The sequence below is a fragment of the Xenorhabdus eapokensis genome (genome assembly GCF_001908105.1).
This window is the reverse complement of sequence record NZ_MKGQ01000001.1, coordinates 207,141-230,029: the sequence shown is the minus strand read 5'-3', so window position 1 is coordinate 230,029 and position 22,889 is coordinate 207,141. Positions and strand designations below refer to the sequence as shown.

Here is a 22,889-nt window from a genome sequence, read left to right as displayed (position 1 = left end):
ACGTTGGGTATTTTTGCCAATTTTCAACAAGGTAAAAGTCAACGGGACTGGCTTCAACAAGCCAATGTTATAGGATGTTAAAGTCGAGCATCGCGTTAACTTAAAATTTTTACAATTAATCAAAAATATTCATAAAGAGCCATCCCAAAATTGGGTAATAGCGCAGCAACAGGTAGTTTGTTAACATTCTTGCTTTAAACAATAACATTGATAAATAATTACTCACACAAATCAAGATGCAACCTTGTTTCTTGAGAGTGTCATCTTTAAACACCAACACTTTTTACCAAGGTGAATATGAAAAAATTAACCGCCTCCATGATAATTTGTCTCTTTTTAGCGGGCTGTACCACCCAATGGGTGCCTGCAACAAGTAATCCTGTCCCTTTCAGTGAAGCAAAAGTTGAATGCAGATTGTCAGCATTACAACAATTTCCTATCAAAAATGAAGTCGCCCAAAGATCCACACTGAAAATGGTGCAGCAACCTTGTATCAATAAAGAGCAATGTGGAAAAAATGGTTACTACAGTCAAAATGTTCCCATGATCGAAAGCTATGTGACGGACGTCAACAAAGATTCCAGGAGTGAATTTTATTACGGCTGTATGCACCAAAAAGGCTGGAAACAAATAACCAAATCCCTACTTTAAAGTTTATTCAACGTCTAAGACAGGGACAGGATGCCCTTTTGATTATCGGAGCATCCTGCCTATTTTATATTATATTTTTTAAGTAATCGTTTGCGTCATTAGCCCAAAATAACACCAATACGACGCGCAACTTCTTCATACGCTTCAATTAAGCCACCAAGACTTTGGCGAAAACGATCTTTATCCATTTTATCCATCGTCAGTTTATCCCATAAACGGCTACCATCCGGTGAAAATTCATCTCCCAATATGACTTTGCCCTTGAACAAACCAAATTCCAGCTTGAAATCCACCAGAATTAAACCCGCATCATCAAACAGCTTGCTCAATACTTCATTGGCTTTGTAGCTCAGGCGTTTCATTTCAGATAAGTGCTCTTTGCTCACCCAACCGAATGTCTCACAGTAAGATTCATTAACCATAGGATCGTGTTTAGCATCATCTTTCAAAAACAGGTCAAACAGTGGCGGATTCAGCACCATCCCCTCTTCCACTCCCAAACGCTTAACCAGAGAACCTGCGGCACGGTTACGAATAACACATTCAACAGGCACCATATCCAGTTTTTTCACCAAGGATTCATTATCTGACAACAGTTGTTCCATTTGCGTCGGAATACCCGCTTCTTCCAGTTTTTTCATAATGAAATGATTGAATTTATTATTCACCATTCCTTTGCGATCGAACTGTTCGATGCGTTCGCCATCCAATGCTGATGTATCATTACGGAATTCCAGTACCAGTAAATCAGGATTATCAGTGGCATACACTGTTTTTGCTTTTCCACGATACAACTCAGCTTTCTTCTGCATTTTACACTCCAGAAATATGACATCTTTAAACGTAAAGAATTAAACAAAAAACGCACCAAAAATAAAAAGGGGCCTGGGCCCCTTTTATAGATTACTTATCTTTGGATTGGCTAAATACGGCTTCCAGCGCAGCCACCATCTGATCATTTTCAGATTGAGTCAACGGCTTGCCTTTGTCGCTGATAAATTGCAGGCTGCTTCGGTTATCCAAATCACCCACCTGTAACTTGTAATTTCCTTCGCTGATAGAAGGCGCTTCTATCCCTATCGCTTTCCAATCAGAGGAACTGCGCCCTTTATAAGTCACCGCTATTGCGCCTGTGGAACCTGTACGATCCGTGACTTCCATGCCTATGCTATCCAACACGTATGGCAATCTGTTCCAGACCACGTTATAGGGGGCACGCACGATGATCTGCGGCAATCCGGTATTATCACTACCACTTTGTACTGATAATGGGCCTGAGTTTTTAGCACTGCTCAGGCTCGCAGCTTCTTGTTGCTGGCTTAAGTCACCCGCCAATTTATTCAGCATCGTGACATTGTAACGCTGGATTTGTACCGGATTGGTAATTTCCTTTTCTCCCTGTTTCAAACCTTCATTCGCAACAGATAGCGCTATTTGGTAATCCTGTTTGGTCACTGAAATACGGTAACGCCCCTGATAAGGAATATTTTCATCTGCCCGTTGCCATGTAATCCATTCTGTCGTCAGGGTTTGTGTGGCATCATCTTTATGGCTGATTTTATACCCTTTTTCCGCCAACAGTTTGTTTACCTGAGCCCATAAATTGCTGTATTCCGGAGTATTTTCAAGCAACAACTTACTGCTGTTAGCACTATTTTCAACGCGAGAACCCGTCAACAATGCAAGGGCTTGCAACGGAGGACGTATATCCAAACCTTCACCCACAGCCCCCGTTGCCGTTGTTGTCGGAATATTATACTCACCATTTTGCAACGGTAATGTCATTCCCGCAGGGATGTTCAATAGTTTCATTGGCGGTGTGTCAAGATAGGATTGATCCCCGCTTACCTGGCGTTTATAGCGCTGATCACTGGAGCAGGCAGCTAAAAAAACTACCAATGACAGACCAGCAATCTTCATGACTTTCGATTTTTGCAATAATGTTGCCATTAAAATTCCCTAAAATTTTACAGTAATCCAGCTATTTTCAAGGCACTACCAACTGGAATTTGCCCTTCCTGCGTTAGCGGAACCATTGGCAAACGCAATGTATCATCGGCAATCAATCCCAATTGGTGGCAAGCCCATTTAACTGGCGTCGGGCTAGGTTCAACAAATAATTGATGATGCAATTCCATCAGTCGGCTGTTCAGTTTACGAGCTTGTAAAAATTCACCTTGCTCAGCTAATTCACACACCTGTGCTATTTCCGCAGCCGCAACATTTGCCGTGACAGAAATAACCCCTTTACCACCAAGCTGCATGAAATCGACAAAACTTGCATCATCACCACTTAGAAGAATGAAATCTTCATCACTAACCAATTCTTGGATCTGACTAACACGACTTAAGTTCCCCGTCGCTTCCTTAAGTGCAACAATATTTTTCAGTTTCGCCAAACGAGCGACAGTCGGTGGCAATAAATCACATCCGGTACGAGATGGCACATTATACAGAATTTGTGGTAAGTCAGTATTCTCAGCTATTGCCTTATAATGCAAATATAAACCTTCCTGTGACGGTCTATTATAATAAGGTGTGACTGACAGGCAACCCACAACCCCCGTGTTTTCGAAACAGTTGGTCAGAGAGATGGCTTCTGCTGTAGCGTTTGCTCCTGTTCCTGCAATCACCGGAATGCGCCCATCAGCCATTTCCAGTGTTGTCAGTACAACTTCAACGTGTTCGTCATGGTTAAGTGTTGCGCACTCTCCGGTTGTTCCAACAGACACAATCGCAGATGTACCACTGGCGACATGATAGTCAACCAATTTTTTCAAACTGGCCTTATCAATCTGACCGACTGAGTTCATCGGAGTTATCAATGCAACTATACTGCCTGTAAAACCAGAATGTTCGCTTACCATTGCCATTTCCCCTTAGTTAAACCTAGAACTGCAAATGAGAAGTTCATGGTACTTTCTTGTTATACAGAAGAAAACTCTTTAACCACGCGATTTCAATGAATTTTGTTAATATCAAGTGTAGCCAATTAAACAGAAATTATAATTTTGCTTACTTAACAAATGCGATTGACCTTCTCTTGAACATTTTTTATGTTAAAACACAGCAAACACCAATCAAAATTAAAGGAAAACCGCTTTGCCAACATCAGAACCGCATTTTTTAGTGATCACTGCCCTGGGAACTGATCGTCCCGGCATTGTCAATACCATTACTCGCCTCGTCAGTACATGTGGTTGTAATATTGAAGATAGCCGTTTAGCAATGTTTGGCGAAGAATTTACCTTTATCATGTTGCTATCTGGTAGCTGGAACGCCATTACCCTGATCGAATCTACCTTGCCGCAGAAAGGCGCAGAACTTGAATTACTCATCGTGATGAAACGTACCCGATGCGGGGTTCAGAAAAAATTTCCTTCGACCATCACCGTTAAGGTAGATGTAGATGATTCACCAGGAATTGTTGAGCGTTTTACCAGTTTATTCACGGCTCAAGATCTTAATATCGCAGAATTGGTATCAAAAACTCACCCAGTCGAAGGAAATTACCCTGCTCGCCTGCAAATCCAAATTACAGGACACAATCCAGTTGATGATAATGGCGCGATATTTAAAGAAAAGTTTCATCATCTATGTACAGAATTAAATGCACAAGGCAGTATTAGCGTACAAGATCATACAAAGAACCAGATATACTTTTAAAAAAAAAAATAGAAAAACTCACACATTTATATATAAACAAAAAACGTATTCAGTACGGCATATAGCAATTTATTTTATGCTCATAAGAAAGGAAAAATTGAGATTTCCAAGGTAAGGATAAGAAGAAAGGATTCTCCTCGTATGTAAGTTTCCAAAACTGAAGGAACCCAAGGTCATCGTGAATAACGTGACATTTTCCACCTCAAACCACTTTACGCCTGAGAAATGGTCCACTATTGAACTGATAATCCGTATAAAATGAAAAAAATCAGCGGGGATAATGATTATCACGCGAGAGTATTTTTTGATGAAAATAAATCAAAGTATGCTCTCATTCAACACAGAACGAGCAATCGTAACGGAATACCTACCAAGCGTTATATTGTTTGCTTTTTACTCAATTTTGATACTGAAAAAAGTTTATTCGAGAATGCAGTTAAAGATTTTCGATATATAAATTTTATTTATGTACCTATATTGACTCCTATTTGTTTGAATGTCATCTTTGTGCGTAAATATCAGTACAATTCCGCTTTTAGTTTCGACGTAATATAGTCCTAAATATAAATTTCTGTCATTTTCAAGACAGCGCAAAAATCTGCTGTTGACCACCTTTATAGGGATGTGGTTTTCAATGAAGAATAAAATTTATACTTTGAAAGGATAATATAATGGCTAACATGACAACAGTTCCTGCTGATGGTAAAAATATTATCAAAGGGCAACCCTTCAGTGTAGTTGTTTCAATAAGTGGTGAAGCTAATATTCAAAATACTGTGGAGGTCAGTGCTGTTCTCCCACCCGGAGTGACATTACTCAAGACATTCCCCGGCAAAGTTGATAAAAAAATATATTCTCAACAACTGATATTTCAGGCCGACGAAAGCAGCGACGCTCACAAAATCAGTTTTACCTCAAACTCACCGAGCAAAGTACATACGGAGGTAACCTATCATCCTGTCGATAATCCAGACTTGAATCCCGATACTTGTGTACTGAGAGGAGCAACGGCTTATTTGTATGACTCTAAGCCTGTTGGATTAACGGGTTCTGGCCCAGGGAAGGACAACCCATTCGTTTCAGCATCAATCAATCCAATGTTAAATCAGGGAGGGGGAGCAATTTCAAACTATGATATTCCGCTTCGTACAACAGCCCCGCTGCGAATATACACAGAGGACATGGATGAAATTTTCCCTTATGATATTGACCGGGATAATAAGTTTTATTACTACCTGATTCAAAAAACATCAAGCGCAGCGGTGAACCTAAAAATATATGCTACTCAGAATGTACATAAGTTCGTTACGCTTGATACGATATTCAATGATGAGAAATACAGTCAAAGGCAAATCATATTTATTACGACTGTTTCGACTGATGTATCCGACAGCCTGGAGCCACCAAACATTGAAGAAACATATTTTTCTTCTACTTTAACAAGGCCGGAGCAACAAGTGGATGAGTTTACGTTCATGGTTCCGAGCTACGAGGGAGCCCAAATCGGCGATTTTATCATCGGGTTTGTAACGGACGATAAAAAAGACACTTTTAAGAAGGGACTCTTCGTTGGGCAGCTAACAACTGAAGAAAGCGGATCTTATAGGTTGAAAGCCGATTACAACGACCTGTATTCGGGTGATAATCATATCAGCTATGTTACGCTTAACCAAACAGGTATGCCAGTAAGATCCAAGCTTAATTACATATATTATGATAATGGCGGTATTAACGGTCCAAGTTCCTTTGATGGACACCGGACTCTGGTTGCCCCAGAAGTATATGACCAGTACGGTCAATATATTGGCAAATTCGACCCAATTAATATCTACAGTATCGGTACAAAAGGGCTTGAGGTTTGGTTGCTATCCGATCCCACTAATCCAGATCATACTATCGCCGTGGGTGATCAGATCACGATTACAGCCTATATCTCACACTGCGTCGATACCACCTCTTCACCACCACGTCCTTTGCCGATTCAAGTGATTGAAAAGAACCACACTGTGAAATCGACGGAAATAATAAAAAATGGCGATTATAAGTATTATAAGGCTACCATCATGCCCGATAAATTGATGGGGTATGATAGAGCCGATGGTTATGACGTAGGAGTGCTCACGATAGACTACAGCCGTCTTGCTCAGAAGCAGAAATCGAAAATTTTCACTAGGAGTTTTGGTACAGTCGAACCTCACTAACCTGAATGTGTGACAGCTAATAGTGACTGTTATTGGCTGTCACCTTACAGAGTTAATATCCATTATTGAACACACCTAGAGAATGTGATTTCAAATTAAGAATAAACATAATATTTTGAAAGGATAATATAATGGCTAACATGACAACAGTTCCTGCTGATGGTAAAAATATTATCAAAGGGCAACCCTTCAGTGTGGTTGTTTCAATAAATGGTGAAAATAATATTCAGAGTACAGTGGAGGTCAGTGCTGTTCTCCCACCCGGAGTGACATTACTCAAGACATTCCCCGGCAAAGTTAATAAACGAACATTTTCTCAACAACTGATATTTCAGGCCGACGAAAGCAGTGACACTCACAAAATCAGTTTTACCTCAAATTCACCGGGCGGAGCACATACGGATGTAACCTATCATCCTGTCGATAATCCAGACTTGAATCCCGATACTTGTGCACTGAGAGGAGCAGCGGCTTATTTGTATGACTCTAAGCCTGTTGGATTAACGGGTCTCGCCCCAGGGAAGGACAACCCATTCGTTTCAGCATCAATCAATCCAATGTTAAAGCAGGGAGGGGGGGCAATCTCAAACTATGATATTCCCCTTCGTACAACAGCTCCGCTGCGAATATTCACAGAGGACATGGATGAAATTTATCCTTATGATATTGACCGGGATAATAAGTTTTATTACTACCTGATTCAGAAAACATCAAGCGCAGCGGTGAACCTAAAAATATATGCTACTCAGAATGTACATAAGTTCGTTACGCTTGATACGATATTCAATGATGAGGAATACAATCAAAAACAAACCATATTTATTACGACCGTTCCGACTAATGTATCCAGCAGCCTGGAGCCACCGAGCATTGAAGAAACACTCTTGTCTTCGACTTTAACAAGGCCGGATCAAGCGGATGAGTTTACGGTCATGGTTCCGAGCTATAAGACAGCCCAAATTGGTGATTTTATCATCGGGTTTGTGACGGACGATAAAAAAGACATTTTTAAGACAGAGCTTTTCGCCGGGCAGTTAACAAGTGAAGAAAACGGATATTATAAATTTAAGGCCGCTTACAGTGACCTGTATTCGGGTGATAATCATCTTTGCTATGTTGCGCTTGACCAAACCGGTATGCCAGTAAGATCCAAGTTTAATTACATCAATTATGATAACGGTGGTATTAATGGCCCGAGTTCTAATGATAAACACAGAACTTTGGTTGAACCAAAGGTGTACGATCAAGACAACCAATTTATTGGTCTATATGATCCAATTAATATCGATAGCATCGGTCAGAAAGGCCTTGAAATCAGATTGCCATCTGACCCTAACGATTACGAGCATACTATCGCCGCCGGTGATAAGATAACAATTACCGCCTATATTTCACATTGCATTGATACTCTACCGGAGAAAAATCGTTCGATGCCGATTTCTGTTCTTAAAAATTATATTGTTCAAAAGAGTGAAATATCCAATGGCTATTTTAAGTTTCAGCTAACTGCCGACAAGTTAATTGGGTATGCTGTTGCAGATGATTACGATGTAGGGTTAATCACAATTGTCTATAGCCGCCTTGCTCCGGCCCAAAAATCGAAACTTTATACCAGAAGCTTTGGTACTGTTGCACTTTAACCAGAATAGATGACTGTTAAGAAATATTATTCTTTATATAGGAAATTCTAATATGTCAGTGAATAATATAATAATGGATGAAGTGCTCATTCCTCCGAGTTTACCACAAAGCCGTAATAATATTATTGATGAATCAGAACTAGACCAAAAGATATTAGTAGTTATAGTCAATAGACATAAAAAATTTCGTGTTGGATATAAAATAATTGTTTATCTAACTTCAAATATATTCTCAATACCATTTTTCATCACAGATGAAAATATCGATGATTTAACATACCAAATAACCATTCCTTTTTCTAAAATCCCTCTCGGGAGTTATAACGTTTTCTACACTATTACTGATTTATTACATATGCAGTTGAAATCTGGTAGCACCCCTGTCTCAATTAAGGACTCAGCTTCTCCGCAGACATCTCTTGAAGCTATTCTAATGATAATTGGATATGAACCAGTCGGTTATGAATATGAAATTCTAACAATTCAGGTTTACGATAAACAAAAGAATGAATTAATTAAAAATACTGATTTTCAATATAAATTAATTCAACCCGTTAATATCATTGACGTCCCTGAAATTGGTTCAAATCCTGACACTAGATATTCAATGACTACAAACGAATATGGAGAGTTTAAAATAAATCTAAAAGGTCAAAAATTTGGGCATTGTATTATACAGGTGACAATTAACAATCTTGTTGGTAACGTAAATCATACTATGGGAGAGTTTTAACTATGGCAATGCAGACACTTTTATTTCCAGCTATAGGGAATGGTGCACGTGTGTCGTTTTTCTTTCAAAGAGTATCTCAATATTATTATTTCGTACAGTTAAAAGACAGTTCTACTGGAAGGCCTTTCGCCACTTGGAATTATCAGTCTCCTGACTATGGAGTTGCTGGTTCATTTGCTTATGATGGAGCACCTGGAAATCTAATATGTACAGTGGATTGTCCACAAAGCCCCCGTCTTGATAATACATGGGCTGAAAACATAATAACACCTAATCCGGAAAGTCCAACTTATGGAACAGTCTATAATGTTGCCTTTAATGATTATAGTGGTCCAATTCAATTCTCTAACTTTTTTATTTCTCTGGTAAGCTGGCCGTCAGTCCTGCCTATAGTACCTGTCCCACCTATACCTATCTGATAGTGATTACCGTGGAATAATTTTCCACGGTTTCATTCTTATTACATATTTTTATATCACCACATCACCCTTAACCCAATTTTCGCGCTCAGTTCATAACTGTCTGCAAAATTATTGAGGCTGGTGTTAACTGAAGTCTGACCATAGATGAAAGAATTTTCATCATTCCAATTATAGGAACCACCGACACCTGTCTCACCCCAAGTGTGGTCGTTCCCACCGTGGAAGGCAATATTAGCAACATCAACAGCGTCATTACGCCCCAAAAGCTCCTGACGGATGTTAAAAAGGCCATAAATCTTCGCAGCTTGTTCATTCTTACCCTGATCATCGTACCACTTTTGGCTATAGTCTAGCGTCGCACCCATACGCAATTTCATATTTCTGCTTTGATCAAAACGGACTTTGGTTCCAAACGTGTCATGGAAATCATTCATATCGATGGAAGAATAAACCAACTGCGCCTGCGGAGTCAGTGACCATTTAGGGGTCAAATCAAACCGTCGCCCAGTTTCCAGACCCAATGCATATCCCAGTGCGGACTTACCATTACCCAGACGCTGATTCGCAGTCTTTGAATCCAGATCATTGTTAAAGTAGGTAAGCTGCGTTAAGCCATCCAAATAAAACCCATTATTGCCGTACCACGTACTTGTCGCACCTATCGTGTAACCATTCCCATGGATTTTACCTTCACCATGTTCGGAGCCTACATTTGCATTAATCTTCGAATATTGCAGGAAACCACCACCAACTACTGAACCTTGATCATTTTCATAAAAGCGCCCGTCTATGCCGACTTGAGCACGCGCCATGTTATAAGTGATATTCCCAGCACCAGATGTAGTGACACGTGGCGATAACTTGCCATAAGCGGCTGTCATGCGCCCCCATGCGCCATTGGACAACGGGTTTTTGTTATCGTCTGTGCTCCCCTCGTCAGCGGTGGTTCTGAAACCCGTCACGCCACGCAACCTATTCTCACGCCCGTCGATCCGTCCATGCAAAGATTCAGGCATATTCAGAGTCTGTAAAACCCGACCATAAGCCTCGTAAACACTAACACCAGCATGATAGAGCCGCGCCGGAGGTATAGGATCTGGATTGGGTTTTGGATCGGGTTTTGGATTGGTCAGCGATGAGCGCAGATACCAATTTCCATCCGAATTATCAATGCCATTCTTATGAAGACGGTAAGCATAGGCGCCGGCCACAACGGCTGGCTCTCCCTTATAACTATAGTCACCAACCAAACTGAAAGTTCCGTCCGACGTGCCTTTCACATCAACAACCTTGATGCCTTTATTCGTCGGCGCACCCGCTCCACCGACATTTTTGATAACGAGATGAGTTGTGCCGGATGTGCTGCCGTTCACTACAAGTCTGTCAGTTTTTGAATTATCGCCTTCCAACACGGTCGATAAATTCACCGTACCGTTATTGCCGCTGTAGTTACCCGCAATCGCCAGTGTACGCCCCACGTCTTTGTCATCTCCACCAACCAAGACTGTGCCACTGTTATTCAGAGCGGAAACCGTCGCATTAAACCCGCCTATATCAAGCGTACCATACTGTCCGATTGTATATGACGAAGCGGCACTGAAAGCCCCTTCTGCTCCTTGGTGAAGTGTTCCCTTTTGTACTTCTGTTATGCCTGTATAGTGGTTAGCGCCTGTCAGAACGGTAGTACCGCTACCAGCCTGCCCCAATTGTCCTTGCCCTTTCAGGGCACCGGAAAATGTCACTTGATCGGCACGGTTGAAAACCAATTTCGTTCCTGCCTCACTCTCAACTAATCCGGCAAGGGTTCCGCTGTTATGCCCGTCACCGATCTGTAAGGTGCCATGACGGATTACTGTGCCGCCCGAATGGGCATTCGTGCCGGTGAGCACCAGCGTGCCGTCTCCGTTTTGAGCCAGCCTGCCCTCGCCAGTGATATTGCCGCCAAATGTCACTGCATCAGAGCGGTCGAAGGCGAGTGTCCCTTTACTGCCCGTGACCACATCGCCGACGATACTGCCCCTGTTGCCGCCGTCACCGACCTGGAGAACACCCCGCGTCACTTTCGTACCGCCCGTGTAATCATTCTTACCGTTCAGAACCAACGTACCGTAATCCGTTGTCTCAAGTGTAGCCGAACCAGTCAGGCTTGACTCAATCGTGGCAACCCTACCGGCTGTTGACATATTACCCGTTCCAACGCGAATTTTAGCGCTGCCTGTGTTATCATTTTCTAAGGTCAGAGAATTGCCGGTTATTTTGTAACCATCAGCGCTAAACTGCATGCCATTTACAGTGACATTTCCACCGCTGTTATCTATCTGCACCGTGCCTGCGGTTCCTGAGAAAATGGCAAACTGGTCAGTACTTTTCCAACTGGTATTGGGATATCCTGTTTTTGACGTCCAGTTATCATTTCCACCGACCTGCCAAATACCATCACCCCCATCAATGGCATTATTGTTGTGTTTACTGGTGTCTCTACCATCCCAGTAATTCAGGAGCATACCGCCAGTATTGATAAGATGAACTTCATGGTTTCTATTCGTACCGAGAGAGAGTGAGTCCGGTTTTCCGCCAGTGAGCGTCATTCCGTTATCGGTTAAAGTGCCGCCATAGTGGAATATATCGTATTCACCTGCTGCTAGCCCACCAAGATCCGTGACATTAAGCGTTCCTGCCAGTGTCAGATCACCACGGACATTAAATAATGCAGACGCGGATGCATCCTCTGCCCCAAGCGAAATATCCACATTGGCGCCGCTACTGAGAATAAGATCTTTGCTAAATGTCAGAGTATCGCCTTGTTTGCCTGTAAGGTGACCGCCGCTTTCGAGTGTTGTCGTGCCGCCAATGATGCCAGTGCCATTAACATTCCCCCCATTTTTAACATTGAAAGTCGAGGTTTTTGTGCCTAGCTGGTTGTCAACGACAAGAGTTCCCTTTTCAACACGCGTTGATCCTGTAAAAGCCGAGGAATCCGAACTTAGCCTTGTTACACCAGCGCCCATCTTCTCGATATGACCATTTCCAGAAATAACACCATCAAAGTTGCTTGTTCCATTCAGATTGAGCGCCAAAGTGCCTTTGTTTACAATATCGCTCTTGGCAAGATTTCCAGTCATACCACCATTACCGAGTTGTAACGTTGCACCATTGCTAATGGTAGTCTGACCCGAGTAGGTACTGTCACTGGTTATGACAGCTTTGCCACCTGTGATTTCCAGCGTACCTGTCCCGTTTATTTCCCCATCAAGTGTCACCACACTGTTAGCGGCACCGGCAACAATAACCGCCCCATTATTGTCAATTCCGGTGAGTGAGAGCGTGCCGATTGTGGCACCATCGCCAAATTGCAGTTTGCCTGATGTCACGGTGATTGGCTTACCTGTGGTTACATTGCCGGTCAGGGTCAAATCACCTGTACCCTGTTGGTGAAGGGAACCAACGCCTTCAATATCAGCGGCAAAGGGGGTGTGAGCCGTTCGGTCGAAGGCCAGTACGCCTCCCTGCCCGATTGTCACTTTGGAAGTATTATCAATGCTTCCCGCTGTTCCTTTATCACCCAGTTGCAAAATACCCGATTCGATTTTTGTCTCACCTGTATAGGTGTTTGCATTTGTCAAAATGGTTATGCCACTACCCACTTGGTGAACTGAACCTGTGCCACTAATAATGTGGTTATAGGGAGCTTTATCGTTCCGGTTGAAATAAAGGTTTCCCTCATTATCAATATTACTGGAGACACTTCCTGTTTTATGTCCGTCACCCAGACGTAACGTGCTGCCGGATAATATATTGACCGTGCCAATATTCATGTCGTGGGTATAGGTAAGATCCAGATTTCCCGTCGTAGCACTTTTCCCCCCGATAGTGACAACTGAATTTTTCGACCCGGACACATTGCCCTTCAGGGTTGCATTTGGACCAGACATATAAAGGCGGGTACTGCCAAGCTCTACATTGCCATCAATTGCGCCTGAATTATGAATATCGTTAGTAATGGTGCCACTATTCTTTATAGAGAATTTGTCTCCCTTTATTACACCGCCATCCAAATTCGTGATGGTATCAACAACGCCTTTATCGTCGATATAGATTCCATTTCGCTTTCCATATAAAAAGGAAGCGTTGGTAATCTGTTTAATTTTGGACGACCTGATCTGGGGATTAACGTCCAATTGAGCCATGCCTTGCCCCGTGACCTGAACGGCGTCCTGGTCAGCCGAGATCCCTTTACTCCCGGAGTTATTATTCAGGTTTTCGAGGTATCCCCCACCTCGAATCAGAACGCCGTGATAGAGGCCAGTTACTGTCCCATCATTATTGAAAGTACCAACATTACCGCCAGCATTGATATCAAACGTTGCGAGATTGGATAGAATGTTATTTTTCTGAGATTTCAGTATCCCATAATTATCAAGTGTCTTAAGTGTTGCAGTTTCAACAGATATTCCATCAATAGATGGCGTACAATGCGACATTCCTTTACATAATGATCCTTTCTCCCGATTTTTGATGGTATCTATGAATCCATATTTACCATCATCAGATGGGCCACTCGCAGATTGTATTTGTATTGCATTCAATGAGCTAGAGTCATTGCTGGCATTAATTGAACCATCATTATCTAACGTGTTTATTTGACCAGAAACCCAAACGGCTCCAGACGCTTCTCCACTTATTGTTCCGTGATTGAGTAGCTTTTCAACAGAACCAGTGTAAGTTACTGTGACTCCACTAGATCCCTGCAAAGTTCCATTATTCTCAATGTAATCAACTAAATTTTTTGATGCCAGATTACTGTTATCGCCGACATTAACTGCACTGTATTTTAGACCGTAATGATCAAATCCATGTGCTAACCCTTTAGGGGCATTAATCGATGCACCTTTATTGACAATAAGATTCTCACAACTTGATAGATTATATGGTTCTGTCTCATTACCGGAAATAGTCGCCGTATTCGAAGAGCCACATGATGATGCAGCCGCTATTGCATTAACACTTATTCCGGGAAAAAACAAAGCCACTCTAAGGGCCATCGGCAATACGGCACGTCTGTATATTTTCATGGATGAATTCCCTCAATAACTTAAATTTCGTTTAAGAAGGAGATAAAATGCCTGAGACACAATCAACGTTTTGTCAGCGTAAACAAAATAGTGGAGACTCTAAAAGCTATAAATACTTTAGAATAACTTTACTATTTAGTCGATTATTTCTGCCCAAATTTACGCTTCTCTGGAATGAGTTTTAGAAAGGAAAATTAAGATGGTCATGAACCCAATGATTAGATCGTTTAGAGAAAGTAGCATTCACGTTCAATGAATGTTCCTATTACCTTATCGTGCATCACTTCGGAGTTCGAAGTTTCAGCCGCTGTTGACGCCACTATAGATTTCTTGATGAGTAGATGTGAATAATGTTGAATATCACAGAACAAAGAGAAAATTTAATCTTTAAATTCATATAAATGGGCAATAATTTATTGTATATATATTAATGCAAAAATATATGGCTATATAATGATACAAGATCATTTAAATCAAAACGATTAAACGGAGAATGAGTGATGAGCCCATTGAAAGCCGGTGATATGGCCCCTCAATTCAGCCTTCCTGACCAAGATGGCGAAACCATTAATTTATCTGACTTCAAAGGTCAACGTGTCTTAGTCTATTTTTATCCCAAAGCAATGACACCAGGCTGCACAGTTCAAGCGTGTAGCTTACGTGATTCGATAGATGAACTGAAAAGTGCTAATGTTGAAGTACTGGGTATTAGCACAGATGCACCAGAAAAATTATCCCGCTTTGTAGAAAAAGAGAGGCTAAATTTCACACTGCTTTCTGACATTGACCATCAAGTTGCTGAACAATTTGGGGTGTGGGGAGAAAAGCAGTTCATGGGGAAAATCTATGATGGCATCCATCGCATCAGTTTCTTAATTAATCCACAAGGTGAAATTGAACACGTTTTTAATAAATTCAAAACCAGTGATCACCACCAAGTGGTATTGGATTACCTGAGCCGACATTAATTGTCAGCATAGACACAACCAAGTTTGAGTTGCCGCTCAACCAATAAAGCGGCAACTCAATTTATTCGTTTGGTATTTATTCTATTGTATCGTTATTCAAAAAACCTAAACATTCTTCGCTGCAAGTATCTATAATATTGGTTGTTATCATTCTTTTTCCTCCCATTTTTCTTCCTACCAGGCACGAATAACGGCTTTGATATGAGTATTTTTCACTAAAATTTATTATGATTAATCGTTTTAAGGTACTCTTGATCATAAAAGTATTCATGAAATTGATAGCTAAAACGGAGCACACTATTTTATGAGAATCGCTTTATGAGAAAAACACCCAGAAAATCTTTGATAACTATCTTTATCAGCCTGTTGTTATTGGGGGAGCCTCCTGTATTCTCTGCACCGGCTGAAGATTCACTACCTGATATCGGCACCACAGCAGGAGCAACCCTCAGCATCAATCAGGAAATGGCTATAGGTGATTTATATATACGTTCGATAAGAGCCCAGGCTCCTCTGATTTATGATCCGTTGCTGACTCAATACATTAACCAGTTGGGTCAAAAATTAGTCACCCACGCCGATTCAGTCAAAACACCTTTTCATTTCTATCTGATAGATAACCCTAATATTAATGCCCTCGCCTTTTTTGGTGGCAATGTTGTTCTTCATTCGGGCTTATTTCGCTATAGTAACAATGAAAGTGAACTGGCATCTGTCATGGCTCATGAGATTTCCCATGTTACACAGCGGCATTTAGCACGATGGATGGAAGAACAAAAACGGACCCGCCCTCTGGCATGGACCGGCACATTGGGCGCTATTTTGCTTATGATAGCTAATCCACAAGCTGGCATAGCTGCACTTAGCGGCACACTGGCAGGCGTCCAGCAAGGCATGATCAGTTTTACCCAATCGAATGAGCAAGAAGCTGATCGGATTGGAATACAAACGCTTAGTCGTGCGGGATTTAATCCACAAGGCATGCCCGATTTTATGCAAGTACTGGTAGATCAATCTCGCTATAGCTCCAAACTACCTGAAATGCTATACACTCACCCATTACCTGCCAACCGTTTGGCTGATGCCCGTAATCGGGCAAATCAATATCCCACTAAAGCGGTTTCAGAATCCCAAGATTTTCTGTTCGCCCGTGTCCGTATTTTAACCATGTATTCAACGGATCAACGTCCCTATATTGATCAATGGCTCAAGAAATACAGCCAGGGAACCGCTAAAGAACAGCTTGCGGCTGCCTATGGACGTGCTATTTTGCTTACTGAAGATAAAAAGTATGCCGAAGCCAGGGCAATACTCTCTCCATTGCTAGATAAACAACCGGATAATATTTGGTTTATTGATACCATGACGGATATTGATATCGGGCAAAAACAGTATACCAACGCCATCGCTCGCTTGCAGGATGCACTCAAGAAACTGAAAAACAATCCGGTATTGCAAATTAACCTCGCAAATACCTATTTTATGGATAAAAAGTATTCTCAGGCATCACAACTTCTGTTTCGTTATACTTTCAATCACCCTGACGATCTTACTGGCTGGATATTGTTAAGAAAAGCGGCCGGAGCGCAGGGAAAACACAATGACGAACTTGCCGCCTATGCGGAAATCATGGCATTGCAAGGTAATTTTGACTCCGCTATAGAACAACTAAGCAAAGCCAGTGCGTTGGCCAAATTGGGCAGTTATGAACAAAAGCGCTATGATGCCCGTATTGATCAATTGCGCCAACTGCAACAAAGTTATGACCAATATAAAAAATAAAGGATTTTTACATGCAAAATCTTGATACACGAAAAGTGATTTTTTACCACAATCCTCGTTGTTCAAAGAGCCGTGAAACCCTTAAGCTGATTGAAGAACTCGGTATTACACCGGAAATCATTCACTATCTTGATACCCCCCCTACAGCAGAACAGCTCGCCGTACTGTTACAACAGCTCGGTTTCAAAGATGCCCGCCAATTGATGCGTACTAAAGAAGATCGCTACAAAGAATTAAATCTGGGCGATGCTACGTTATCCCAAGAGGCATTGCTCCAGGCGATGGTTGAAAATCCCAAATTGATAGAACGCCCGATTGTTGTTGTCGGTGATAAGGCTCGTTTGGGACGTCCCCCTGAGCAAGTTAAAGAAATTCTGCTGTAATTATTTTTTTATAAGAACGTTTTTCAATAAGAACGTTTTTCAATAAAAAAGTGACAGGAATATATTCCCTATCACTTTTTTATTCTGATCTCGTTTCTTTACTGCTTTATTCACTCAAAGCTCAAGGATATCCTTTACAAACGGGATGGTGAGTTTGCGTTGTGCCACAATGGAAGCCCGATCAAGCTCATCCAAGGTTCTGAACAACGTTTGCATTTCCCTATCGAGCCGCTTTAACACAAAACGCCCCACATCCTCAGGCAATTCAAAACCCCGTAATTTTGCCCGTAGTTGCAATGCCTGGATTTTCTCATCATCTGACAGAGGTTGTAATTTGTAAATTTGCCCCCAATCCAAACGAGATGCCAAATCCGGTAGCGTCAGGTTAATTTGCCGTGGAGGACGATCACCGGTGATTAAAAGGCAGGTTCGGCCAATTTCTACAATGCGGTTGTAGAGATTGAAAATAGCCATCTCCCATTCCTGATCACCCGCGATACACTCAATATTATCGATGCACACTAATGATAAATGTTCCATACCATCAAGGACTTCAGGGACAAAATAGGCGCGCTTATCCAGTGGTACATACCCTACAGCTTCTCCCTGTTGGGATAATTCAGCACAGGCTGCGTGAAGCAAATGGCTCTTACCCCCGCCATCGCGGGACCAGAAATAGATATAACTGCCGTGTGACTGACTAATAGCCAACTTTATTGCAGCTAATAAGGAAGTATTCTCACCTGCAAAGAAACTGGCAAAAGTTTCATCATCGGGCAAATATAATGGTAATGAAAGCTGCGACGGTGTATTCAGAAGCACCTCAAACAGAATGGATAACGAACAATGCTAAGTCTACCACAAAAAGTCTCTATAAATGAAATGAATGCTTTGTTTAAAGCTGGAGATTATCATCAAAGCCTATTTCTTGTGCAAGCCAGAAATAACCTATTCCAGAATAAAAATGCTTACATCTGATAATCCCATACTATTAATAATCAATATTGACAATAGTAAAAAGGAAAAACCAAGAGTAAAAATAGATTGTATTGCCAAGGATTTTAACTTATCTATCTTAAGTTATTTTCAATGGAGATTAACGGTAAATATTATTGGTAAAGGAAAAATTTATCGTTATAAATGACAAAGTAAAATGATAGTGAAAATAATTTTTTTAAAATAGAAAGGGCTTTTAAAAAACCCTTTCCAATAAATTTCATTAATGTCTTTTATTCTACCACTTCACTCTTCTGAACATTTCTAATTGATTCCACAGAGGAGTTAATATACGGCTCTTCTGGCCGGATAAAACTTATCAGTTTAAAAAACAGGCTTAAACCAATCCCTACAACAGTTGCAAGCGCCATACCTTTCAATTCTGCCGAGCCGACCTGAATTTTCGCTCCGCTGACGCCAATAATCAAAATAATAGAGGTCAGGATCAGGTTCTGAGCCTTACTGTAATCAACTTTCGAATCAATCAGAACCCGAATGCCTGATGCACCAATCACACCATACAGTAACAGGGAAACACCCCCCATCACTGGGACTGGGATCATTTGGATCGCTGCCGCCAATTTACCCACGCAGGACAGCAATATTGCCATCACCGCAGCGCCACCAATCACCCATGTGCTGTATACACGGGTAAGTGCCATAACACCAATATTTTCACCATAAGTCGTGTTAGGAGTTGAACCAAAGAAACCCGAAATTATCGTTGAAAACCCATTAGCAAACATTGAGCGGTGCAAACCTGGGTTTTTCAATAAGTCTCTCTGCACGATATTTGCCGTTACCACTAAGTGCCCAACATGTTCTGCAATAACCACCAGCGCCGCAGGTAAAATGGTCATAATGGCAAACCATTCAAAACGCGGAGTATAGAACGTCGGCAATGCAAACCACGGCGCTTCACGTACTGGCGTTAAATCGACAACCCCCATAAAAAATGACAGCACATACCCGACCAAAACACCAATCAAAATCGGAATAATCGCCATAAAACCGCGGAATATTACCGATCCCAAGATGGTCACGCCCAGCGTAACCATAGATATGGTCAGGTTGGTCATATTAATTTCAGTGCCTGCCGTTGGACGCAATCCCGCCATATCAGCAGCAACACCGGCCAACTCCAGACCAATCACGGCAACAATGGCACCCATCGCTGCCGGAGGAAACATCACATTGATCCATCCTCTTCCAGCAACTTTTACCAGCAGGGCAACCAAACAAAACAACAAACCGCAGACAATAAATCCACCTAATGCCAATTCATATCCCAAAGGCAGTAATAACAATACAGGTGAAATAAAAGCAAAGCTGGAGCCTAAATAAGCCGGAATTCTTCCTTTACAAATTACCAAATACAGTAATGTGCCAATGCCATTAAACAACAAAATTGTCGCAGGATTCACTTTAAATAAAATGGGAACCAAAACGGTTGCACCAAACATGGCAAATAGATGTTGCAAACTTAAAGGAATAGTCTGTGCCAAAGGGGGTTTTTCTTCTACTCCAATAGTTCGACGAGTCATTATGGCTATCCTCTTATATCATCTTGCTAGAAACCAAAAAAAAGCCGACTTTCCAGCCGGCTATAAATATTATTTAGTGCCAAATATTTTATCACCTGCATCCCCTAAACCAGGGACGATGTATCCATGCTCATTAAGACATTTATCAATCGACGCGGTATACAATTCAACATCAGGGTGAGCTTTCTCCAGTGCCGCGACCCCTTCCGGCGCAGCAACCAAAACTAATACCTTAATGACAGGACATCCCGCTTTTTTCAACAAATCAATGGTAGCAATCATTGAGCCACCGGTAGCCAACATGGGATCGACAACCAATGCCATGCGTTCATTAATGTCAGAGACTAATTTCTGAAAATAAGGTACTGGTTCAAGTGTTGCTTCATCACGATAGACACCAACAACACTGATCCGTGCACTAGGGATATTTTCCAGTACACCATCCATCATCCCTAAGCCCGCGCGCAGGATAGGTACTACAGTAATCTTTTTCCCTTTAATCTGATCTATCTCTACCGGACCACACCATCCGTCAATGGTTACTTTTTCCACTTCCAAATCAGCAGTTGCTTCATATGTCAGAAGACTACCCACTTCTGAGGCCAGTTCACGGAAGCGTTTGGTGCTTATATCATGAGCTCGCATCAAGCCAAGTTTATGTTTAACTAGCGGGTGTTTAACCTCAACGATCTTCATGGGTTTCTCCTAATAGCCGGCAGATAAAAAAATCGCGGGATTATAACTCCTTTTCAGTATCAAACCACTACCAATCTATTCATTTTTATCACTAACAAGCTATTTTCTTCGATCCCGATCTAACAGGAAACCAATATAAAGCTATCGCAAACGTTTGCTTAGACTGTTAGAATTGTCACCGTTCTGTTTTATTCATAAAAATGCAACCACCCGGGAGCTACGCAGTGACCAACAAAACCTCTCTTAGCTATAAAGATGCTGGTGTCGATATTGATGCTGGTAATGCCTTAGTCAATCGTATCAAAGGTGTCGTAAAACAGACCCGTCGCCCCGAAGTGATGGGAGGACTAGGTGGTTTCGGTGCATTATGTGCCCTGCCACAGAAATATCGCGAACCGGTGTTGGTTTCCGGTACCGATGGCGTTGGTACTAAGCTACGTCTGGCCATGGACTTAAAGCGCCATGACACTATCGGAATTGATTTGGTTGCCATGTGTGTTAATGATCTGGTTGTGCAAGGCGCCGAGCCTCTTTTCTTCCTTGATTACTATGCTACTGGCAAACTGGATGTCGATACAGCCGCCAGTGTCATCACGGGTATAGCAGAAGGCTGCAAGCAAGCAGGCTGTGCATTAGTCGGTGGTGAAACCGCAGAAATGCCCGGTATGTATCACGGTGAAGATTATGATGTTGCGGGTTTTTGCGTTGGGGTTGTTGAAAAGTCGGAAATTATTGACGGCAGTCAGGTTCAGGCTGGTGATGCCCTGATTGCACTTGCATCCAGCGGACCACACTCCAATGGTTATTCTTTGATCCGTAAAATCCTTGAAGTGAGTCAGGTTGATCCAGAAACTACCGAGCTTGCAGGGAAATCACTCGCAGAACACTTACTTGCCCCAACCCAAATTTACGTCAAATCCATTCTTGAACTGATTGAAAAAGTTGATATTCATGCGATTTCACATCTGACTGGTGGCGGCTTCTGGGAAAATATCCCGCGTGTTCTGCCAGAAAACAGGCAGGCCAGAATCAAAGCTGACAGTTGGCAATGGCCGGCGATTTTTACCTGGTTACAACAAGCCGGTAATGTCAGCGAACATGAAATGTACCGCACATTTAACTGCGGAGTCGGTATGATAATCGCCCTTCCTCAGTCTCAGGCAGAACTGGCAATTTCGTATCTGACCGCATCAGGCGAAAATGCATGGCAAATCGGTACAATTGCCGAACTTAATGCCGATGAGCAGCCTGTCGTTATTACAAAATAAATATTTGGTCTGATTGATTTCAAGTTACAGCTAATAAAGCTGTAACTTGAAAAATGAAAAGCATATTAATCAATGAATTTCTTCAGTGAAAATCCGTTATGAAAAAAATTGTCGTTCTAATTTCCGGCAATGGCAGCAATCTTCAATCTATCATAGATGCCTGCCAACAAAACCGGATTCATGGATATGTTGCTGCCGTTTTCAGTAATAATGCCGATGCCTATGGCCTGCAACGTGCTGAACAAGCAGATATCCCTGCCCACTTTATCAACCCGAAAACTTATGCGGATCGTACAAGTTATGATATCGCCTTACTCAAAGCCATTGACCAATACAATCCCGATTTAGTGGTCTTAGCGGGTTACATGCGGATCTTATCACCCGAATTTGTTCAGCATTATTATGGATGCCTGCTCAATATTCACCCTTCTCTTTTGCCTAAATATCCCGGCCTGCATACCCATCGAAAAGCGATTGAAAACGGTGATAAAGAACATGGCACTTCCGTCCATTTCGTGACGGAAGAATTAGATGGTGGCCCGATTATTTTACAGGCTAAGGTGCCAATTTTTGCGGGGGATAAAGAAGAAGACGTTATCGGACGTGTACAAACCCAGGAACACAATATTTATCCTCTGGTTATCGGCTGGTTTTTAGATCAACGGTTGGTTATGGAAGGCAATCATGCGATTATGGATGGCAAAGTTCTGCCGCCACCAGGTTACGCATCGGAATAATTTAACCCACTGACTTCAACTTACGGCTCTGTGTTAGCAGATTTTGTTATAATATTTTTTAAGTGCTATATTCCAGTAACACTTTGCTGTAAGTGGCTATTTTGGATTGATTTATCTGGCAATAATTATT

The 22,889-nt window shown here is 41.9% G+C and carries 18 protein-coding genes; 11 read left to right on the top strand and 7 right to left on the bottom strand.

The window, feature by feature from the left end; genetic code table 11:
• Positions 1-297 precede the first annotated feature (297 nt).
• Positions 298-651 (top strand): hypothetical protein, encoded by a 354-nt coding sequence (locus tag Xedl_RS00960; protein WP_074022199.1) that lies wholly within the window; start codon positions 298-300, stop codon positions 649-651.
• A gap of 98 nt (positions 652-749) precedes the next feature.
• Here Xedl_RS00960 and purC read toward each other — a convergent pair whose 3' ends face one another.
• From purC to dapA, 3 genes are all read right to left on the bottom strand, one after another.
• A complete protein-coding gene (gene purC, locus Xedl_RS00955) occupies positions 750-1,463 on the bottom strand; it encodes a phosphoribosylaminoimidazolesuccinocarboxamide synthase (RefSeq protein ID WP_074022198.1) in 714 nt (237 codons plus the stop codon).
• Positions 1,464-1,554: 91 nt separating this feature from the next.
• Positions 1,555-2,601 (bottom strand): outer membrane protein assembly factor BamC, encoded by a 1,047-nt coding sequence (bamC, locus tag Xedl_RS00950; RefSeq protein WP_074022197.1) that lies wholly within the window; start codon positions 2,599-2,601, stop codon positions 1,555-1,557.
• 17 nt (positions 2,602-2,618) lie between these two features.
• Positions 2,619-3,518: a 4-hydroxy-tetrahydrodipicolinate synthase gene (dapA, locus tag Xedl_RS00945; RefSeq protein WP_074022196.1), complete on the bottom strand. Its 900-nt coding sequence runs from the start codon at positions 3,516-3,518 to the stop codon at positions 2,619-2,621.
• Positions 3,519-3,753: 235 nt separating this feature from the next.
• Between dapA and Xedl_RS00940 the strand changes: the two genes are divergently transcribed.
• The 5 genes from Xedl_RS00940 (at position 3,754) to Xedl_RS00915 (ending at position 9,310) form a co-directional block, all read left to right on the top strand.
• On the top strand, positions 3,754-4,317 hold the full coding sequence (locus Xedl_RS00940; RefSeq protein WP_074022195.1) for a glycine cleavage system transcriptional repressor: 564 nt from the start codon (positions 3,754-3,756) through the stop codon (positions 4,315-4,317).
• A 671-nt stretch (positions 4,318-4,988) separates the two neighbouring features.
• Positions 4,989-6,518 (top strand): hypothetical protein, encoded by a 1,530-nt coding sequence (locus Xedl_RS26130; protein ID WP_074022193.1) that lies wholly within the window; start codon positions 4,989-4,991, stop codon positions 6,516-6,518.
• Positions 6,519-6,649: 131 nt separating this feature from the next.
• Positions 6,650-8,158: a hypothetical protein gene (locus Xedl_RS00925; protein ID WP_074022192.1), complete on the top strand. Its 1,509-nt coding sequence runs from the start codon at positions 6,650-6,652 to the stop codon at positions 8,156-8,158.
• Positions 8,159-8,210: 52 nt separating this feature from the next.
• Positions 8,211-8,891, top strand: coding sequence for a hypothetical protein (locus Xedl_RS00920; protein ID WP_074022191.1), 681 nt, complete (start codon positions 8,211-8,213; stop codon positions 8,889-8,891).
• Positions 8,892-8,893: 2 nt separating this feature from the next.
• Positions 8,894-9,310, top strand: a complete 417-nt coding sequence (locus Xedl_RS00915) for a hypothetical protein (RefSeq protein ID WP_074022190.1) — start codon at positions 8,894-8,896, stop codon at positions 9,308-9,310.
• Positions 9,311-9,366: 56 nt separating this feature from the next.
• Here the strand turns inward: Xedl_RS00915 and Xedl_RS00910 are convergent, their stop codons facing one another.
• Positions 9,367-14,385, bottom strand: a complete 5,019-nt coding sequence (locus Xedl_RS00910) for an autotransporter outer membrane beta-barrel domain-containing protein (RefSeq protein ID WP_074022189.1) — start codon at positions 14,383-14,385, stop codon at positions 9,367-9,369.
• Positions 14,386-14,885: 500 nt separating this feature from the next.
• Between Xedl_RS00910 and bcp the strand changes: the two genes are divergently transcribed.
• The 3 genes from bcp (at position 14,886) to arsC (ending at position 17,518) form a co-directional block, all read left to right on the top strand.
• On the top strand, positions 14,886-15,353 hold the full coding sequence (gene bcp, locus Xedl_RS00905; protein ID WP_074022188.1) for a thioredoxin-dependent thiol peroxidase: 468 nt from the start codon (positions 14,886-14,888) through the stop codon (positions 15,351-15,353).
• 318 nt (positions 15,354-15,671) lie between these two features.
• Positions 15,672-17,135, top strand: coding sequence for a beta-barrel assembly-enhancing protease (bepA, locus tag Xedl_RS00900; protein ID WP_074022187.1), 1,464 nt, complete (start codon positions 15,672-15,674; stop codon positions 17,133-17,135).
• An 11-nt stretch (positions 17,136-17,146) separates the two neighbouring features.
• A complete protein-coding gene (gene arsC, locus Xedl_RS00895; protein WP_074022186.1) occupies positions 17,147-17,518 on the top strand; it encodes an arsenate reductase (glutaredoxin) in 372 nt (123 codons plus the stop codon).
• 114 nt (positions 17,519-17,632) lie between these two features.
• On the opposite strand, the gene hda is transcribed toward arsC, so the two are convergent.
• From hda to upp, 3 genes are all read right to left on the bottom strand, one after another.
• Positions 17,633-18,340, bottom strand: a complete 708-nt coding sequence (hda, locus tag Xedl_RS00890; RefSeq protein ID WP_074019532.1) for a DnaA inactivator Hda — start codon at positions 18,338-18,340, stop codon at positions 17,633-17,635.
• Positions 18,341-18,747: 407 nt separating this feature from the next.
• Entirely contained in the window at positions 18,748-20,058 is a 1,311-nt protein-coding gene (gene uraA, locus Xedl_RS00880) for a uracil permease (RefSeq protein ID WP_074022184.1), read from the bottom strand.
• Between the two features lie 69 nt (positions 20,059-20,127).
• Complete coding sequence (gene upp, locus Xedl_RS00875) at positions 20,128-20,754, bottom strand: uracil phosphoribosyltransferase (RefSeq protein ID WP_074022183.1); 627 nt, start codon at positions 20,752-20,754, stop codon at positions 20,128-20,130.
• A gap of 224 nt (positions 20,755-20,978) precedes the next feature.
• Between upp and purM the strand changes: the two genes are divergently transcribed.
• Together purM and purN are read left to right on the top strand one after the other, a co-directional pair.
• Complete coding sequence (gene purM / locus Xedl_RS00870) at positions 20,979-22,022, top strand: phosphoribosylformylglycinamidine cyclo-ligase (protein ID WP_074022182.1); 1,044 nt, start codon at positions 20,979-20,981, stop codon at positions 22,020-22,022.
• Positions 22,023-22,120: 98 nt separating this feature from the next.
• Positions 22,121-22,759: a phosphoribosylglycinamide formyltransferase gene (gene purN / locus Xedl_RS00865; RefSeq protein ID WP_074022181.1), complete on the top strand. Its 639-nt coding sequence runs from the start codon at positions 22,121-22,123 to the stop codon at positions 22,757-22,759.
• Positions 22,760-22,889 lie beyond the last annotated feature (130 nt).

What these genes read in the sequence shown, in the direction of transcription:
- Xedl_RS00960 (WP_074022199.1), top strand. Translation starts at nt 298, where the DNA reads ATGAAAAAATTAACCGCCTCCATGATAATTTGTCTCTTTTTAGCGGGC.
- purC (WP_074022198.1), bottom strand. Translation starts at nt 1,463, where the DNA reads ATGCAGAAGAAAGCTGAGTTGTATCGTGGAAAAGCAAAAACAGTGTAT.
- bamC (WP_074022197.1), bottom strand. Translation starts at nt 2,601, where the DNA reads ATGGCAACATTATTGCAAAAATCGAAAGTCATGAAGATTGCTGGTCTG.
- dapA (WP_074022196.1), bottom strand. Translation starts at nt 3,518, where the DNA reads ATGGTAAGCGAACATTCTGGTTTTACAGGCAGTATAGTTGCATTGATA.
- Xedl_RS26130 (WP_074022193.1), top strand. Translation starts at nt 4,989, where the DNA reads ATGGCTAACATGACAACAGTTCCTGCTGATGGTAAAAATATTATCAAA.
- Xedl_RS00925 (WP_074022192.1), top strand. Translation starts at nt 6,650, where the DNA reads ATGGCTAACATGACAACAGTTCCTGCTGATGGTAAAAATATTATCAAA.
- Xedl_RS00920 (WP_074022191.1), top strand. Translation starts at nt 8,211, where the DNA reads ATGTCAGTGAATAATATAATAATGGATGAAGTGCTCATTCCTCCGAGT.
- Xedl_RS00915 (WP_074022190.1), top strand. Translation starts at nt 8,894, where the DNA reads ATGGCAATGCAGACACTTTTATTTCCAGCTATAGGGAATGGTGCACGT.
- Xedl_RS00910 (WP_074022189.1), bottom strand. Translation starts at nt 14,385, where the DNA reads ATGAAAATATACAGACGTGCCGTATTGCCGATGGCCCTTAGAGTGGCT.
- bcp (WP_074022188.1), top strand. Translation starts at nt 14,886, where the DNA reads ATGAGCCCATTGAAAGCCGGTGATATGGCCCCTCAATTCAGCCTTCCT.
- bepA (WP_074022187.1), top strand. Translation starts at nt 15,672, where the DNA reads ATGAGAAAAACACCCAGAAAATCTTTGATAACTATCTTTATCAGCCTG.
- arsC (WP_074022186.1), top strand. Translation starts at nt 17,147, where the DNA reads ATGCAAAATCTTGATACACGAAAAGTGATTTTTTACCACAATCCTCGT.
- uraA (WP_074022184.1), bottom strand. Translation starts at nt 20,058, where the DNA reads ATGACTCGTCGAACTATTGGAGTAGAAGAAAAACCCCCTTTGGCACAG.
- upp (WP_074022183.1), bottom strand. Translation starts at nt 20,754, where the DNA reads ATGAAGATCGTTGAGGTTAAACACCCGCTAGTTAAACATAAACTTGGC.
- purN (WP_074022181.1), top strand. Translation starts at nt 22,121, where the DNA reads ATGAAAAAAATTGTCGTTCTAATTTCCGGCAATGGCAGCAATCTTCAA.